This is a genomic window from Acaryochloris marina MBIC11017 (genome assembly GCF_000018105.1).
Classification (GTDB): Bacteria; Cyanobacteriota; Cyanobacteriia; order Thermosynechococcales; family Thermosynechococcaceae; genus Acaryochloris; species Acaryochloris marina.
The window spans coordinates 883,781-900,124 of the sequence record NC_009925.1 but is presented as its reverse complement, the minus strand read 5'-3'; the positions used below and the strand labels follow the sequence as shown (position 1 = coordinate 900,124).

Genomic DNA, 16,344 nt, shown 5'->3' with positions numbered 1-16,344 from the left:
GTCTCCTGTGATCTTACATAGTTCTACCCTTTACGTTTTTGGGATAAGGATATGTTTGGTGTTACTTTTTGGTTTTTTGAGTTCCCTTTACATCGCTAATTGCTCAGCTAATAGTGAGGACAAAAAACCTTCTCTAGCATTATCCATGCTGTTTGACAAACTTGCGAGTGAGAAGTAAAACTTTCACGGCTCGTTTGATGGAACTCTCTCTTCATCTAGCATCCACTTTATGGGAAGGATGATCAAGCGATATTGCTATTATCAACTATTTTTTGCTGGCATTGGTTGAAAGATGCCATGGCGCTGGCAAATGATGATTTGTCATGGCATCTTTCAGAAATTCTGCGCATCGAAGAGGGCAAGCTGTTGGCAGGATTTGTGACTTCAGTTTGCCAGTCTGGGCAAAAAGTTGATCTAACGTATCACTCTTCCACATCTTCAGAAGTGTCGGCTGCCTCCTCTACTTCTGGGACTTCTTCCTCATCTGCATGGGCTGTAAATTCTTCAGTTAAAGCTTCGCCACTTGATTCAGGGCTAGCGTCTGATGCTTCAGGTGTCTCAAGCTCAGGTTGTTCTATTTCGGCTGTTTCATCCTCATCGACTTTCTGTGCTTGAAGTTCGCTCAATTGCAGATCTTCAGCTTCTTGATCATAGTTGGCAATATCTTTGATATCGATTTTCCACCCGGTTAGACGGGCCGCTAATCGGACATTTTGGCCTTCTTTACCAATGGCTAAGCTGAGCTGATCTTCGGCAACGAGGACATGGGCTTGGCGTTCTTCCGTATCAATTAGACGAACTGCATCAACTCTAGCAGGGCTGAGGGCATTGGCAATATAGGTGGCTGGATCGGGTGACCAACGAATGACGTCAATCTTTTCACCTCTGAGTTCATTGACTACAGCCTGAATTCTGGATCCTCGGGCACCGATACAAGCCCCGACGGGATCGACATCTCGTTCAAGGGTATCCACTGCAATTTTGGTGCGGGGACCGACCTGGCGGGAGGGGGGATTAGCTTCACGGGCGACGGCGACAATCCGAACGACCTCATCTTCTATTTCGGGGACTTCGTTTGCAAATAAATACACGACTAAGCCCGCATCGGCTCTAGAGACCACCAGTTGAGGACCCCGATGGGGACCATCTGCCACTCGCTTGAGAAATACTTTAAAGGTGGCATTGGCCCGATAGTTGTCATTGGGAAGTTGTTCGCGCTTGGGCAATTCTGCTTCGACTTCTGGCTGGCCAAAGGCACTGGTGACAGCCATGATCACGGAACGCCGCTCAAACCTCAGAACACGGGCTTGTAATACGGTTTTTTCGAGGTCCTGAAACTCTTCTTGAATCAGCTTGCGCTGTTGATCCCTTAGTTTTTGGGAGAGGACCTGCTTGGTTTGGATGGCTGCCATTCGCCCAAATTCATTCTGTTCTGGCGTCACATCCAAGACAACCGTATCACCCAGTTGAGCTTCGGGGGCAACTTCCCGCACTTCGGTTAACGCAATTTGGTGGTCCGTACTTTCCACCTCGTCCACGATCATTTTGGTGGCTAGAACCAGAAAGCCTTCTTCTTCTACGTCCAGTTCGACATCGAAATTATAAAAATACTCTTCGTCAAATTGAGCCCCACTATCTAAAAGGAGGGTGCGTCGATAGCGTTCATAGCCTTTCAGCAGAGCTTCTTGGAGGGCAGCTTGCACCGCAGGTTTAGGCAGATTACGTTCACGGCTGATGACATTAATCATTTCCGCTAAACCCGGTAACTGGACCATGGACATAGGCTTACTCCTTGCTGAACTAGGGTGTGAGGGAGAGATTCGAGACAGGTAGATGTCTTGGGAGTTATTCAGGAGAGTCGTGGAGCTGCACCTGAAGAATTTCTTCTCGGGGAATCTTGATGGGGCGACCTTTTTGATTAAGCTGGACGAATTTCTCATCACGGCCGGTGAGGTTACCAATCCACTGATGATGGCCCCGATAAGGCTGATGGGTTTGGACCAGCACGGGGAAGCCTCTGAAGGAAACGAAGTCGCGATCGCAAGTCAGTAGCGTTGACAACCCAGGACTAGAGATCTCCAGCACATAGGCCTCTGGGAAAACATCATCTTCGTCCAAGACCGCTTCCAAGGCACGACTCATTTTCTCGCAATCTTCCAAACCCGTGTCTGCATCACAATTGCGAATGTCAACCCGTAAAACCGGTGGACTTTGGTTAGTCTGAAACACAGCACCGACCACTTCCAGATTAAATTGTGCTGCGACAGGGGCAGCCAGGTCGATCACTTTGGGGATCAATGGATGTGTCATGGAAATAACCCTGACAATAAAAAAAGTGGGTTAATACCCACCTTGGAAGCTCATGTTTTTGGCATGAGCCGCGGGCAGACGCCCACCAAGGTCCTAGTGTAGCGCAGCCCGGTGCAGTTTGGATTAATTGGCAAGGGATGAATAGACTGCTTAGGAGCGAGAAGAGCCTGGAATTACCTGTACAGAAGGTAACCGACCGGAATCACGGGTGACTTGGCGCAAATGTTCAACTTCCGCAGCGGCCCCTTCTCCCCCTTTAGACTCTAAACGCTGCAAAATCGTGAGTTTCGTTTCTTCCAAAAAGTCTGTGAGTAGGGACTGGATTTCATCCAGGGTTTCTTGGTTTTGCAGTTCACCCCGTAAGGCATCCGTGAAATGTTCTCCTAGCTGATCGAAGATATCCTTCCCCTTCTGATCATTTAAGACCTTCGTCAAGGTGGACTGGGAGGTTTGGGTGAGTTGTTTGGACACTTGCTGGGCAATTACATTGGGAAGCGTCATCATCCCTGGCAGTTGCTGAGCTTGGCGATAAAAAGGAATATCGCTTAAGGCTTCGACAATGGCATGGCGGATCACATTTTCTAAGTCGGGGGTGAGCTGGGGCAGCACTTTATAAATAGTGATCTTGACGGCTTGAAGAATCAGCTCTTCTATCTCATTAACCTCATTAATCTCGACCGTATCAGTCTCAGGATTCAGCAGCCATTGTTCAATCACCCCTTGCTCAATGGCATCCTGGGCAATGCCGACCGACTGAACCAGGACGATTTCTGTCATATCTCCAGCCAGACTTTCGGCTAAGAACCGATTGATTTGAGTCTGCATCCGACTGAGATTAATCCAGCCCACCTGATGAAGTCGCAATGTGATCGGCAGAATACGCAGAATTCGCCAAATGGGTATGAAAAAGAGGAGATCATACCAACGCCAAAAAATCGTATCTTTCCAGCTGGTCCCCTGGCGGCGACGACTCAGATAGAAGGTGCGGATCAAATAGTCCAAGCCAAACAGGAGGACAAACGGCAAATCAATAACGACAAAGAAGTCAACAAAATCGCCGCTTTCCCCAAAGGGACGGTAGTAGTTAGAAGCAATCAGGGGGCGAATATCTTTATTAAAGAATTCGAGTTCCCGTGTCCAAAGGTTCTTTTTGAGATAATCGACACTCCAAAACTCCCGAAAGGAGCCCTTCGCCGACTCATTATCCATTTGCTCCCGCATCCGGTTCTTGATTTTCTCTAGGGTGCCGGTTTTGTTGGCAAGCTCAAACGGATTTTCATCAACCAATTCTTCACTTTGCCCTCGCAACTGCTCCAGCAACTTTTGGAGTTCAGCCCCTTCCGTTCCCGACTTCGCTAGCTGCTGCTCAACTTGATCCACCGTTTTGAGATATTTCTGAGTATCTCGATTGGGCACGATCCCTTTGATGGGGTCATACAGTTCAGTGAGTTGAGGCAGTCGACTTAAATAAAAATCCCGAAACGGAATATAGGTGATATTGAAGAGCACTAAGCTTAAATTCGCTAAGGCAGCTAGGGCCATCAGCCGATCTAAACCCAATAGCCAAGGATTACGCCGAGTTCGTTGTCTCTTGTATTGCTTCGTATTGTTGCGACTAACGGGGGGCGAGGGCATACCAGAAGATAAAAAAGAACATCAGGATGATAGCGAACGTTATGCAGCCCCTAGGACTGCTTGAAGTCGGCTTCTAAACTCCCCTTTGGGATGCCCGCCTTTGACTTCGCCCAAAATTGAAAACTCAGTATCAGGAGAGTCACAAATGATATAGGTGGGCCAACCCATCTCAGATTTATCGGGGTATTGAGTCAGGAGGATTTTGCGATATTTGCGGTAAGTTGTGGTGTCCTGCATTTTGACATCAATAAATTCTAAGCCCAGCTCTTCTGTGACCTTCTGATCATAGAAGGACATTTTGTGGCAAATCCCACAGTCTTCAGAAGAGAACTTGATGACGGCTCTACCCATTTTTTACTTACCTTACATAGCCCAGTGTGCGTTATTGTCCATGCTATCAGTCCGAGTGAATCCCTCAAATCTATCGGTCGGTCCAGACCCGTCTTTGGCGATACTGGGGTACGGATGACTGAATCAACGAATTAGGATTTGGCAGAGTACATTAGAAGGTATGAGTGAGTCTTACAAAGTTATTAGTGATAATCGCCAAGCCCGATTTCAATACGAAATCCTAGAGGTGTTTGAGGCAGGTCTTGCCCTAACTGGCACGGAAGTTAAATCGATCCGAGCGGGGAAAGTGAACCTGCGGGATGGCTTTGCCCAAATCCGCAATGAGGAAGCGTTCCTACTGAATGTGCATGTCTCCCCCCATACCAACGCTGGCCAGTTTTTTAATCACGACCCTCGGCGGACCCGCAAACTCTTGATGCATCGCCAAGAGATTCGCAAGCTCATTGGTAAAACTGAACAAAAAGGACTGACCTTGGTGCCATTGAAGCTTTATCTGCAGCGGGGCTGGATTAAGGTAACGATTGGTCTAGCGCGGGGTAAGAAACTCCACGATAAGCGGGAGTCGATTAAGAAACGTCAGGATAAACGAGATATGGAGCGGGCATTAAAGCGGGGGGCTGAGTAGAGTTGAGCACAGAGGCGCTTACGCCCTAGCTTGCCAAGCGCCATGAAACCCAAAGGGGATAATCTCGGGCAGTCCTAAAACGGCAATAGGACCTGCATCTAGCTGATTCGCTGAAAAAATTTGCACGGTACTTTGATCCTGGTTGCCATCAAAGACCACGGTTAACAACCACCCTTGATCAAAAGTGTTGGGATCAGGAGCATAAATGGCTTCCATGGGGTAACAGCCAGAAGGAAAGGCCATACTCGTGACAGCTGAGGTTTTGCCATCAATGCGAGCGATGCAGTCAAACATTTCCTCAACCGGTCGTTGAGTATGGGAATGATGGTTCAGGTAAATGGCGGTGGTCTTTTGTCCGGTTTCCAGGGACGAAATGACAGGAAACTCACAACCAAAGTTAAACAACGGTTCATTGTGCAGGACTTGGCCGGATTGAGGATTAATCTGTAGTTGCCACAACTTCCCAGTCGCAGGGGCTTGCGGATAGCCAGTGACCACTTCTTTCAACCACTGATTGGTTTGGAAATCGTCATAGCGAACATAGTCCACAACAATATTCCCGGCAGCATCTTCATGGCCATTGCTAAAGTGCCATTGAAACCAAGGATCGGTATCTATGCGAGTGACCTCCTTAAAGGTGTCCCGATCAATGACGATGATTTGCGTTCCTTGATGGGGTTGCCACTGCAAGGCATCGCTTAAACTTTTGGTGCCCAACAGAATGGGGAGCATTTGTAATCTCAGGGGTGGCACGATGAAGATGAGATAGCGCCCCGCTAGGACAAAATCATGAACCATAGATAATCCCGGTAAGGGAATTGAAGCTTGCCGATAAATGTCGCCTGAGGCATGGCTGCAATAGATCTGAATATAGGTTTTGGGGCCAAAGATAACGCCAAAGTTATAAATGTTGCCTGTGTGTGGATCGCGTTTGGGATGGGCCGAATAGGTGAGCTTTGGAGTTAAACCTGAAAGGGGATCCAAGCCCTGGGTTTCTAGGGTAACGGGATCAAGGGCATGTGGGTTGCCCCCTTCCCAAAGGGCTAGCAATTTGTCAGGCAAGGCCAAAACTGAGGTATTAGCTACATTTTTTGGCGGAACCCCCCACCGTTTCCAAACTGGACCAGGGGCCATTTGTCCATAGCCAGAGTAGAGAAATTGATCTTTGGCTTCTTCTGCCTGAAGTTCTTGGGTTTGGACATAGCGGTAACAGGCTGTTGCTCCTCCATCGTCCACGTGAACGGCTAAAATACCGCCGTCTCCGTCAAACCAGTGATCTACAGTTTGTCCCTGGCGAGATAAACGCCCAGGGCCATTGCGATATAGGGTGCCCTGGAGACCTTCAGGGATTTGGCCGGACAACAGGGGCAGGGCGGTGGGGCCAAATTCCGTAGCGGGGGTTGCGATCGCACGGGCCCACAGTGGCTTTCCTTGCGCGAATTGGTCACGTTGGGTATCGCGGTCTTGAGTTTGCATGGACACCAAAATATGACTGAAACAATGGATAAACTTTAGCGCACCATACAAGACAGCCCTCTGAACTAGAGGGCTGTCTTGTTAAAAAACAGAGCGGTTAGACCTACCAGAGTGCTCGCACAGGGGGCGGAGATTCAGGCTCATCACGAGAGGGAGCCTTTATTTGCTGTTGGGGAGCTGGTCGCTCTGCCGGAGAAGGTGATTTCTCCGTAGGTGGAGGTGACTGTTCTCCAGAGGTACTGGGAACAGTCTCACCTGGACTGACCGGCTCCTTAGGAGCTGGAGTTTGAGGAAGACCAGATTCAGGAACCTCGCCTGGACTGGGAAGACTCTCTGGCACTTTCCCTGGTTGAGGAGAAGGTGACGGTAAGGGCACAGGGAAGGGGAATGGCTGGGATGTTGAGCCACTCGGTGGATCTGTACTTGGCTGAGGCACAGGGGTTACGTCTGGACTAGGAGCTGGACCAGGGGTAGGTTGAGGTATCGTTGGGCCTGGAATAGTCCCAGGCGGCGACCCAGGTGTGGGTTCTGGAGTTGGCCCTGGAGTCGGCTCTGGTGATGGGGCCGGGGTTGGAACTGGCTCCGGGGTTGGCTGAGGAGTTGGGGTTGGTTCCGGTGTTGGGCTAGGCTCTGGCGTTGGGATTGGCAGCGGAATTGGCGACGGGCCAGGTGTTGGTTCCGGAGTAGGTTCTGGTGTTGGAGTTGGGGTTGGACTAGGCTCAGGACTTGGCTCTGGCTCTGGAGTAGGTGTTGGGCCAGGGTCCGGCGTTGGGACTTGCTCAGGACCTGGCTCCGGCTCTGGAGTAGGGTCTGGGTCTGGCTCTGGTGTTGGAGTGGGCTCAGGCTCGGGGGGTGGAGCTGGACCTGGTTCTGGCGTCGGCTCTGGTTCCGGCTCGGGGGTTGGAGCTGGACTTGGCTCTGGTTCGGGATCCGGAGCTGGGTCTGGCTCTGGTGTTGGAGTGGGTTCAGGTTCTGGGCTTGGTTCCGGTGTGGGTTCGGGCTCGGGCTCAGGTATTGGTGTGGGTTCAGGAGCTGGCTCGGGTTCAGGAGCTGGTTCCGGCGTTGGCTCAGGCTCAGGGGTTGGAGCTGGACTTGGCTCTGGTTCAGGAGCTGGTTCCGGCTCTGGCTCAGGATCTGGACCTGGTTCTGGTTCAGGAGTAGGTTCGGGAGTTGGAGGCTGTTCAGGAGTGGGCTCATCTGAACCATTGTTATTGCCTGCGACGCTGGTAATCCTGCTGCTGGTGGAATCTGAATCAATCGTTTCTAGATAGCCTAAGCAACGGGTACTCGCATCACCACTCGTTGTATGTTCCCAGCAAGCGCTGTTATTGGAATCTTGCCCATTGGCAGTCAAACTAATGGACTGCCCATTATCAGCCCCGCCTAAGGTGGTTTGAGCAGAATCATCCCATAGCCCTAATGCTGCAGGGGGTGGAGTATTAATCGCTGTACTGCTGCTGGTATTTTTACCGTAGGCAATGTAATCAATAATCTGGTTTTGGCCATCGTACAGCCAGACATCATCCCCCGTGTTATTGAGTTTTGGACGTTGTCCTAACCAGGTTTGAAACGCTGCGCCTGGGGCTTGATGGGCTGGAATAGGATTGCCTTGGGCGTCTTTCTCACTACCAATCCAAATAACGGCATATTCACCTGGCTGGAGAATGGTGTTGGCAGGAAAAACGTAGGGGCTAGTATTGCCGGTAATGCTTCCGGTATTGCCATCTATATCGTCATCCAGAATATTGCCATCTATTAGTTGCAAACCGCCAAGATCCACGGCTTCATCTGATGGATTAAATAGCTCGATAAACTCATCGTTATTCTCGGCATTGGCTCTACCAATCGTTTGCTTGTAAAGCACCTCATTAATAACGATTTTTCCTGACAGGGGAGATAGCTGTGGTGGCTCCCCTGCTTCGGGTTCTGGCTCCGGAGCAGGTTCTGTCTCTGGTGTTGGTTCTGGTGTTTCTGCCTCGCCCTCTGGTTCAGGTGTTAGTTCAGATTCTGGAGTTGGAGCTGGAGCTGGTTCGGAATTAGGTTCTGGTGTTTCTGCTCCACCCTCTGGACCTGTTGCTGGGTCTGGCTCTGGGGTTGGTGCCGGAGTAGGTTCTGGTGTTGGAGTTGGGGTTGGACTAGGCTCAGGACTTGGCTCTGGCTTTGGAGTAGGTGTTGGGCCAGGGGCCGGCGTTGGGACTGGCTCAGGATCTGGCTCAGGATCTGGTGTTGGAGTGGGATCTGGCTCGGGGGTTGGAGCTGGACCTGGTTCTGGCGTTGGCTCAGGTGTTTCTGCTCCGCCCTCCGGTTCTGGTGTTTCCGGAGCAGGTTCTGTCTCTGGTGTTGGTTCTGGCTCGGGATTAGTTTTTGGTCCTGTTTCTGGTGTTCCTGGTCCACCTTCTGATTCTGGTGTTGGTTCAGGAGCGGGTGTAGGGGCAGGTTCAGTTTCTGGCTCTTCAAAGGAAAGACAACTAAATGACAAAGAGTTGAGGCGACCACTTTTACTACCTTTGGGTTTTAGTGCGCCGATTCGATAGCGGAAACCGCTGACATTTTCATAGGAAGCAGTGACTAAAGTTTGGGTCGCATCGGTGCTAATCCCCGGTTGTGTTTTGACCGTATTGGACTCAAAGCGGCCGGATGGTGGGGTAATGGTTGGCTTTAGCGTTGTGGGATTCTCGAGGGTATAGCTAGAGAATCCTTCTAGCTCGATATACTCCCTTAAGGTTCTACTGTCTCCATCAATATCTACACCAGAAGCATTGAAAGCTTTGATGGTAGTAGGTGTGTTGGACCCTGTTTCTACAAAATTGATAATCAGGTCTACACTGGAATCTCCTTTTTGTTTAGAAGCGTTGAGAGTAGGCTGCAGAGCATCTGCGGACCCTGTGCTGGCATTATCAATTGCCCCTAAGGTTGCACCATTATTGAATTTGTCCACCGTGATCAATGCATCAATACCAGGAGCAACTTGGGTAAACCGGTAGATGGAGCCGATGGATAAGTTAGGTTGATTGTTTTCCTTTTTGGGATTACGAAAAGACAGCTCTACGATTGAACTGCCATTGCACATCTTGGCGTCTGCAATTTGGAAGACGGACGGTTTTGCATTCTGGATTGGGGGGATAGGTGAATAGATGCTGGGGGTTGTTCGGTTCGCTCTATGGGGGGGAGAAGTAACCGCTAAAGCGGTATCTGCTAAGAAAGTACATGCCATAAGAAGTGCAGCGAAGGGAGCACGATTGGCGAGTAATACGATCCAGCGACCCATGATTTTTCTCCTCAGCCATCCATAAAGGGGAAACTCTAATACTTGTATCACTTTGCGATCGCAAAAAAATGCCAGTGCAATCCCCTTTTTAGGGAATTGTTTTGAATTTCATTCCTGGTAGGTATTTGCCCGATCTCATCCAGATCTTAATTTTTTTATTTCGAGGTATTGAATGGGGTTGGGATGTTGAGAATTATCTTGATTTTTCCCTAGATACCAAAGCCTGACATTTGTCCCCTTTATGATGAGTTGGACAATCGCTGAGGTCAGGTCAACATGGGAGAAGCAAAGCGCCGCAAGCAAATTTTAGGAGACACCTACGGTCAGACCTCCTTTATTTTGATTAAGGGCGAACGACAGTTCGAAGAGCATTTCCAAAAGTTCTGCCAAGCCTGGGAGCGCAAATTAAAAGAGATTAGTGGGGCTTCTAAGGCTGACGCTGAACTCACTGATGCAGAAATTCAAGAGAAAGATCAGACCTTCCAGGCTTGGCTCACACAATACCTTCAGGATTACCGCCCCCAAGATCGAGAACGGCTAACGGGAGGGTTATTGGACTTTCTCTATGCCGAGATGGAAAAGCTAGAGCAAGAAGAAGATCCTGAAAAGCTACAGCAAAAGATTTCCAACTGGGTTTTGGAAGCACTGACATTATTCACCCTGTTAAAGCCCCATTTAACTGTGGAGCAACAGCAGGACTATGCCCATCCGTTGCTCGAACTCTACGAAATCATGCTCAATGAGGTCAAGGAAGATATGGCTACTGAGCAAAGAGAAGAAGCACAAAAGTCTCTAACCGAGATGTTTGCCGTTTGTTTAGATATTCCTGCAGTCGAAGAATAGAAGTCGTTTCCATGATACCCGACTAAAATAGTCGGGTATGTTTGACGGTATTTTACCCCCGTGTTAGCATCTAGCGAATTGAACAGATGCGTTGTTGACGTATTCCTATCGAAGTTGCTAAACCCATGACTCAAACCCTGACCAATCAATCTCGCAGCTCAGCTCTGAAAGCACTGAAGTGTAAAGAATGTGGCGCTGAGTATGAATTGCAAGCCACCCACGTTTGTGAATTCTGCTTTGGCCCCCTAGAAGCGAGCTATGACTTCAGCCGCCTCAGCCAGCCGATCACTCGTGAAAGCATTGAAGCCGGCCCCAATTCCATTTGGCGGTATCGCTCCTTCTTGCCCGTTGAGACAGATACACCCATTGATGTGGGAACGGGGATGACCCCTTTGCTCAAATCCCATCGGCTAGCTCGGCAATTGGGCCTCAAAAATCTCTATATCAAGAACGATGCCGTCAATATGCCCACCCTGAGCTTTAAGGATCGGGTGGTATCGGTGGCATTGACTCGGGCACAAGAGTTGGGTTTCTCTACCGTGTCCTGTGCCAGTACTGGGAACTTAGCCAATTCAACGGCTGCTATTGCAACCCGGGCGGGCCTTGATTGTTGTGTATTTATTCCAGCGGATTTAGAAGCGGGTAAGGTCATGGGTACCCTCATCTACGGTCCAACGGTCATGGCGGTTCAAGGCAACTACGATCAAGTCAATCGTCTCTGTTCAGAAGTCGCCAACACCCACGGTTGGGGATTCGTCAACATCAATTTACGTCCCTATTATTCTGAGGGGTCTAAGACCCTTGGTTACGAAGTGGCGGAACAGCTGGGTTGGGAACTTCCCGATCACATTGTTGCACCGCTAGCATCTGGATCCTTATTTACCAAGATTTATAAGGGCTTCCGGGAATTCGTCGACAATGGTTTGGTCGATGATAAAGCAGTTCGGTTTAGCGGTGCCCAGGCCGAAGGCTGCTCTCCCATCGCTCAGGCCTACAAAGAAGATCGCGACTTTATCAATCCTGTCAAACCGAATACGATTGCTAAATCCATTGCCATTGGAAATCCTGCAGACGGGGTTTATGCCATCGATATTGCCAAGAAAACCAACGGCACGATTGAATCGGTTACCGATGCTGAGATTGTCGAAGGCATGAAGCTGTTGGCTGAAACGGAAGGCATCTTTACAGAAACAGCCGGTGGAACCACCATTGCTGTTCTTAAGAAACTCGTTGAAGCCGGTAAAATTGACCCGGAAGAAAAAACCGTGGTTTACATTACGGGCAATGGCCTCAAGACCCAAGAGGCAGTCCAAGGTTGTATCGGTCAGCCCTTTGAGATTGAGCCTAAACTTGGTAGCTTTGAGCGAGCCCTAGAGCGCTCCCGCACCCTGGATCGATTGGACTGGCAACCTGTGCTGGTTTAGGCGGTTCGTCGTTTCATTTGTTTCTCTATTGCAGTTGAATCCTATGTCCGTTACTGTCCTTATCCCTACGCCTTTACAAAAGCTGACCAAAAATCAGGCCACCGTCGAATGTGACGGCAGCAGCATTGGCGAATTGCTAGAATCCTTGGAGCAAAATTGCCCCGGAATTAAAGCCCGTCTTTGTGATGAGCAAGGCGAATTACGCCGCTTCGTCAACTTTTATGTAAATAATGAAGATATCCGTTTTTTAGAGGGACAACAAACGGCCCTCAAAGACGGCGATGAAGTTAGTATCATTCCTGCGATCGCAGGGGGATAAACCAATAAACCTATGGCAGAAGCAGAAAAGAAAGCCGCTGACGCAGCACCTGCAGCGAAACCCAAAGAGAAAAAGCCCAAGCTAGAAGATAAGCCCTTTGCCGAGTTTATTCAGCAAGACTATCTTCCTGCCCTAGAAAAGGCTTTAGCGGCTAAAGACATTAGCGATTTACAGCTAAACTTTGCCGATAACAATATCACGGGCGAATGGTTAAACGGCACTCGCCAGTTTACGGTGTACTTCCCGGAAGGCGACATCAAAAAGCAGCGAGCCTTTTCCTGGTCGAATACGGGCAGCAACCCCAGCACCATCGAACCCTTTTTAGGGGATGAACGAAAGATCACCCTCGACTTACTGGTGTTCGGAGTGGTTCAGCGGCTCGACGCACAGAAATGGTTGGGCGGAAATTAAGTTTCTGCAATAGCCAATTCATGATTTTCGGAATTAAAAAGCGGCTGTCATCGACAGCCGCTTTTCTATATTGAATAGTGATTAGATTCTAAAATCTAGCCCTATTTTTTAGCTCTATCTTTTAAAGATGCTCATCTCCTAAGAAACCAGGATAGGCTTCCATGGCATGTTCGCTAAGATCCAAACCGAGTTTCTCGTCTTCCAGGGTGACTCGAATACCTGAGAGATATTTGAGGGCAGTCCACACAATATAGCTAAAAGCCACTGTAAAACCACTGACAATCGCTAGACCTAGAAGTTGAATACCGACTTGGCTAAAAGAACCACCCGATAACAGACCCATAGCAGGACCAGAATCGGCAGTGTACCAACTAAACTTCTCTGGACCGACACTAAACAGGCCAACCGCTAGAGTCCCCCAGAAGCCTCCCACCATATGGACAGATAAAGCACCCACAGGGTCGTCAATTTTGAAGTTATCAAAGACGTCAACGGCAAAGACGACAACTATACCGCCAACAAAGCCGATCAAAACGGCACTACCGGATGTCACAAAAGCGCAGCCTGCAGTGATACTCACCAAGCCAATTAGCATACCGTTGATGGTCATGGTTAAGTCAGGCTTACCGAAATAGATCCAGGCCGTGATAGTACCTGCCACACCACCCGCAGCACCAGCAAGGTTGGTGATCACAATAATATGGCTAATGGCAGCTGGGTCAGCAGCCATCGTGCTGCCACCATTAAATCCAAACCAACCTAACCATAAAATCAATCCACCCAGTGTCGCGATACTGAGGTTATGGCCCGGAATGGGATAGCTTTTGCCTTCAAAATAGCGAGCTGTTCGGGGGCCAATCAATGCAGCACCCACTAGGGCAGCCCATCCTCCGACCATATGGACCACGGTAGAGCCTGCAAAGTCATAAAACCCCATCTTTTGCAGGAAGCCACCGCCCCAAACCCAATGGCCCACCATGGGATAGCAAATGGAGGTTAACAAAATACTAAAAATAAAGAATCCAACAAATCTGGCTCGCTCAGCAATCGCACCAGACACGATGGTGGCTGCAGTACCGGCAAACATCAATTGGTAGAAAAATTTGGCGTTGAGGGGAATCCCAGCCCAATTGAGGGCAGAAAATACACCATCATAGGCTTCACCAATGGCGGGACTGTTGTCGTTGCCTCCCAAGAAAAAGCCAGTCGTCCCCATAAACTCATTGCCGTCGCCAAACATGATGCCAAACCCTACGGCCCAGTAAGCCAAACTCACCAAACCAAACACAATCAGGTTTTTTGCCAGCAGGTTGACCGCATTTTTACTCCGACAAAGCCCCGTTTCCAGCATGGCAAAGCCAGCATTCATAAAGAATACGAGGGAAGCTGCAAAGAGCACCCAAATGGTGTCTGCAACGACTTTAGCTTCGCCAGAAAAAACAGATGCAGGGGCTTCTTGAGCAACCGCTGCACTGCTCCATACCAATAGAATGGCCGCAGTTAAATATAAATAAATCGGTTTTTTCAACATTGACCAACGCCGAGAGGCGCGTCGATGGCGCGGCTGGCCGGGTGGCTTAGGCTTTAAATTTCTAGACATGAGTGCTTTACAGCTCCTTGACCTCATTCACACAGTTGTTTATCTAGCAAGAGAATCATCATTGGGACAGACACACACAACTATCAAATCTTTGTCCAGACTAGTCCTTCAATCCAATGGGTCTGGGTGTTCTGTAGATGTGTAAAAACACCTAAACTTTGTGGGATTGAATCACTAATGCTCCCATGCTTAATCTCTAGACAAATCACATGTTGAGTATGCCCTTTTCTGGAATACGTTTTGCCATATCACCAGATTATTCAAAGAGTCCAATGGATATCTAGCCCCCTGCATAAGGCTTTTACAGAAATTATTGTTGACTCAACTAGAGTCAATATTCCGTGACATAGAGACCTGCTTTGTCCGTTGAGAGTCTGGGACGAATTACCGCCAAGCTTAATCAAAAAATGTAAACGTCCTGATTAAGAGTCAGTATAGTTTTTTATTAACCATGCTTCTATTCTTTGATACTTGCAGGGCGTGAAAGAATTCTCTATAAATTTGAATAGAATTTAGAAGGTGAAATCCAATCTCAATCATGAATAGACTACCTTTTAGTCAGCCTTTTGCAGGGGTTTGAACAGTCTAATAAGGAGAAGATTGGGTAATGTGTTTTTTATTTTCTATTGCATAAACTGCATATTCTTATAAGAATAATTAAATCTGGATATGAATATCTAATCCGTAAAATGGGTACCCTAAGAATGGTCTAGTATTGATATCATATTGATGATATTAAATACCTAACAGTATTCTTCCAAAGCTATCGGTTTATTAAACTCTGAAGGAATATAGAATGGACGATCGCCTTAAAGTACTCGTTGCCTTGCAAATGCGCTATAAGGTGCCTAAACCTGAAGCAACCGTAATGGCAGAAGCCTGGTTACAAGCAAACCCTGACCAAACTTGGGCCAGTTTGAACTCAATGTTGAAATCTTCGCAAGTTGTTGTGGCTGGCGATCAGTTGGTGTTCGCAGGTAGTGCGCCCCAGTCTCCCCCTTCACAAGCCACAGCTCAGTCTCCCCCCCCATCAGCCCCAAGCAACAAAGCTCAAAGAATGTACCGAGGTCGCCCCATATAGGTGTGAGCTTGCCTTGAGGGTGAATGTCTCAAAATTGATGGCCTAATTTAGCAATCAGGTTTGGCCAATCAACCGTGAAAAATCTTAAATATTTGCCTACTTATCCTCAAAATTCCTAGGAAAATTGGATAGAGGAGTTTGGCAACCAATAACCACTCCAAGACATCATTAGGAGGATACTATTTTCTCCTTATGCTTGGATTTTTTCATGGGTTTAAATGGAACCCTGCTGCAAATTAAAGTCACTCCTTCTTGCAGATCCCTGATTGAGTCATCCCTTGGGGGTGATGCCATTTTTAAAAATATCTCTAAGGAATAATGGAGGCTTTTACCTCCATAAACAGTTAGATGTTTCGCTTGTTTTAAACTCAAGCAAAGCCAATCCCTAGCCCCCATAAGCAGCGACATAAACCGCAGTTCTTCGCCACTTAATGTCTGCCACTTATATCTAATGAAGAGACTTAAACGGAGGCTAGTTGTTCTGGATCGAGTAGGAATAAAGGCTCCACTCCTCCATCATCCACAATCATAGAACTGACGCAATGGATATTTCCCCGGCTCAGGTAAGAACTGGGTAACGGGGCAAACTGGGACTTCCCGGCTCGGCGAATGGTGGGTTGAGAATCAATCGGCACACCCACAACCCCTTCTTCTCCCGTTTTTACGATGACGAGACATCGCTGGGAAACTTGGGCATTATCTGCTTCCAAGGGGGAAGGCGCTTCTAGAGCCTTTGCTGCCGAAGATGAAGCAGCCTCATTGAAAATCCGATGTCCCACATCCACGACGGTGATTTCTTGGCCTTGGTGGAGGGTTAAACCAATACCCGTGTGGTTTGGATCGCCATGCAGGGTTCCTAAAGGGATCACTTTCTGCACCGCCGCGACGGGTAATGCAAACCATTCTTCCCGAAGTCGGAAGGCAATGAGCTGTTCAGTTGCTTCGGTATTGCGGTTCGCACCCCGTTGCGATCGCACCGATGAAAAAATAGCCATAGCGTT

Annotated in this window: 15 protein-coding genes; 7 read left to right on the top strand and 8 right to left on the bottom strand. The window is 48.6% G+C overall.

The window, feature by feature from the left end:
• Nucleotides 1-422: 422 nt before the first annotated feature.
• From nusA to AM1_RS04105, 4 genes are all read right to left on the bottom strand, one after another.
• Nucleotides 423-1,781, bottom strand: coding sequence for a transcription termination factor NusA (nusA, locus tag AM1_RS04120; protein WP_012161538.1), 1,359 nt, complete (start codon nt 1,779-1,781; stop codon nt 423-425).
• Between the two features lie 64 nt (nt 1,782-1,845).
• Entirely contained in the window at nt 1,846-2,310 is a 465-nt protein-coding gene (gene rimP, locus AM1_RS04115; RefSeq protein WP_041659050.1) for a ribosome maturation factor RimP, read from the bottom strand.
• Between the two features lie 150 nt (nt 2,311-2,460).
• A complete protein-coding gene (locus AM1_RS04110; RefSeq protein WP_012161536.1) occupies nt 2,461-3,945 on the bottom strand; it encodes a hypothetical protein in 1,485 nt (494 codons plus the stop codon).
• A gap of 39 nt (nt 3,946-3,984) precedes the next feature.
• On the bottom strand, nt 3,985-4,296 hold the full coding sequence (locus tag AM1_RS04105; protein ID WP_012161535.1) for a hypothetical protein: 312 nt from the start codon (nt 4,294-4,296) through the stop codon (nt 3,985-3,987).
• On the opposite strand from AM1_RS04105, the gene AM1_RS42005 reads away from it, so the two are divergent.
• Both AM1_RS42005 and smpB read left to right on the top strand, forming a co-directional pair.
• Nucleotides 4,246-4,431, top strand: coding sequence for a hypothetical protein (locus AM1_RS42005; RefSeq protein ID WP_012161534.1), 186 nt, complete (start codon nt 4,246-4,248; stop codon nt 4,429-4,431). The two genes, AM1_RS04105 and AM1_RS42005, sit on opposite strands and share 51 nt — an antisense overlap.
• 25 nt (nt 4,432-4,456) lie before the next feature.
• Complete coding sequence (gene smpB / locus AM1_RS04100) at nt 4,457-4,921, top strand: SsrA-binding protein SmpB (protein ID WP_012161533.1); 465 nt, start codon at nt 4,457-4,459, stop codon at nt 4,919-4,921.
• Nucleotides 4,922-4,939: 18 nt separating this feature from the next.
• On the opposite strand, the gene AM1_RS04095 is transcribed toward smpB, so the two are convergent.
• Both AM1_RS04095 and AM1_RS40830 read right to left on the bottom strand, forming a co-directional pair.
• Entirely contained in the window at nt 4,940-6,397 is a 1,458-nt protein-coding gene (locus tag AM1_RS04095; protein ID WP_012161532.1) for a carotenoid oxygenase family protein, read from the bottom strand.
• A 103-nt stretch (nt 6,398-6,500) separates the two neighbouring features.
• Nucleotides 6,501-9,665 carry a lamin tail domain-containing protein gene (locus AM1_RS40830; protein ID WP_049783686.1) on the bottom strand — a complete coding sequence of 1,055 codons (3,165 nt, stop codon included), beginning with the start codon at nt 9,663-9,665 and terminating at the stop codon, nt 6,501-6,503.
• Nucleotides 9,666-9,941: 276 nt separating this feature from the next.
• Between AM1_RS40830 and AM1_RS04085 the strand changes: the two genes are divergently transcribed.
• The 4 genes from AM1_RS04085 (at nt 9,942) to AM1_RS04070 (ending at nt 12,662) form a co-directional block, all read left to right on the top strand.
• Nucleotides 9,942-10,508, top strand: a complete 567-nt coding sequence (locus AM1_RS04085) for a hypothetical protein (protein ID WP_012161528.1) — start codon at nt 9,942-9,944, stop codon at nt 10,506-10,508.
• A 125-nt stretch (nt 10,509-10,633) separates the two neighbouring features.
• Entirely contained in the window at nt 10,634-11,932 is a 1,299-nt protein-coding gene (gene thrC, locus AM1_RS04080; RefSeq protein WP_012161527.1) for a threonine synthase, read from the top strand.
• 43 nt (nt 11,933-11,975) lie between these two features.
• Nucleotides 11,976-12,251 carry a MoaD/ThiS family protein gene (locus AM1_RS04075; RefSeq protein WP_010474449.1) on the top strand — a complete coding sequence of 92 codons (276 nt, stop codon included), beginning with the start codon at nt 11,976-11,978 and terminating at the stop codon, nt 12,249-12,251.
• Between the two features lie 12 nt (nt 12,252-12,263).
• Nucleotides 12,264-12,662, top strand: coding sequence for a DUF2996 domain-containing protein (locus AM1_RS04070; protein ID WP_010474448.1), 399 nt, complete (start codon nt 12,264-12,266; stop codon nt 12,660-12,662).
• Nucleotides 12,663-12,783: 121 nt separating this feature from the next.
• Here AM1_RS04070 and AM1_RS04065 read toward each other — a convergent pair whose 3' ends face one another.
• Nucleotides 12,784-14,262: an ammonium transporter gene (locus tag AM1_RS04065; RefSeq protein ID WP_012161526.1), complete on the bottom strand. Its 1,479-nt coding sequence runs from the start codon at nt 14,260-14,262 to the stop codon at nt 12,784-12,786.
• Between the two features lie 796 nt (nt 14,263-15,058).
• Here AM1_RS04065 and AM1_RS04060 point away from each other — a divergent pair.
• A complete protein-coding gene (locus AM1_RS04060) occupies nt 15,059-15,343 on the top strand; it encodes a hypothetical protein (protein WP_012161525.1) in 285 nt (94 codons plus the stop codon).
• Nucleotides 15,344-15,804: 461 nt separating this feature from the next.
• On the opposite strand, the gene AM1_RS04055 is transcribed toward AM1_RS04060, so the two are convergent.
• Nucleotides 15,805-16,338, bottom strand: coding sequence for a chemotaxis protein CheW (locus AM1_RS04055; protein WP_012161523.1), 534 nt, complete (start codon nt 16,336-16,338; stop codon nt 15,805-15,807).
• Between the last annotated feature and the right edge of the window lie 6 nt (nt 16,339-16,344).

Bases quoted from the DNA above. Each gene is read 5' to 3' on its own strand.
- AM1_RS04055 (WP_012161523.1), bottom strand. From the start codon at position 16,338: ATGGCTATTTTTTCATCGGTGCGATCGCAACGGGGTGCGAACCGCAAT.
- nusA (WP_012161538.1), bottom strand. From the start codon at position 1,781: ATGTCCATGGTCCAGTTACCGGGTTTAGCGGAAATGATTAATGTCATC.
- thrC (WP_012161527.1), top strand. From the start codon at position 10,634: ATGACTCAAACCCTGACCAATCAATCTCGCAGCTCAGCTCTGAAAGCA.
- AM1_RS40830 (WP_049783686.1), bottom strand. From the start codon at position 9,665: ATGGGTCGCTGGATCGTATTACTCGCCAATCGTGCTCCCTTCGCTGCA.
- smpB (WP_012161533.1), top strand. From the start codon at position 4,457: ATGAGTGAGTCTTACAAAGTTATTAGTGATAATCGCCAAGCCCGATTT.
- AM1_RS04105 (WP_012161535.1), bottom strand. From the start codon at position 4,296: ATGGGTAGAGCCGTCATCAAGTTCTCTTCTGAAGACTGTGGGATTTGC.
- AM1_RS04070 (WP_010474448.1), top strand. From the start codon at position 12,264: ATGGCAGAAGCAGAAAAGAAAGCCGCTGACGCAGCACCTGCAGCGAAA.
- AM1_RS04095 (WP_012161532.1), bottom strand. From the start codon at position 6,397: ATGCAAACTCAAGACCGCGATACCCAACGTGACCAATTCGCGCAAGGA.
- rimP (WP_041659050.1), bottom strand. From the start codon at position 2,310: ATGACACATCCATTGATCCCCAAAGTGATCGACCTGGCTGCCCCTGTC.
- AM1_RS04110 (WP_012161536.1), bottom strand. From the start codon at position 3,945: ATGCCCTCGCCCCCCGTTAGTCGCAACAATACGAAGCAATACAAGAGA.
- AM1_RS04075 (WP_010474449.1), top strand. From the start codon at position 11,976: ATGTCCGTTACTGTCCTTATCCCTACGCCTTTACAAAAGCTGACCAAA.
- AM1_RS04060 (WP_012161525.1), top strand. From the start codon at position 15,059: ATGGACGATCGCCTTAAAGTACTCGTTGCCTTGCAAATGCGCTATAAG.
- AM1_RS04085 (WP_012161528.1), top strand. From the start codon at position 9,942: ATGGGAGAAGCAAAGCGCCGCAAGCAAATTTTAGGAGACACCTACGGT.
- AM1_RS04065 (WP_012161526.1), bottom strand. From the start codon at position 14,262: ATGTCTAGAAATTTAAAGCCTAAGCCACCCGGCCAGCCGCGCCATCGA.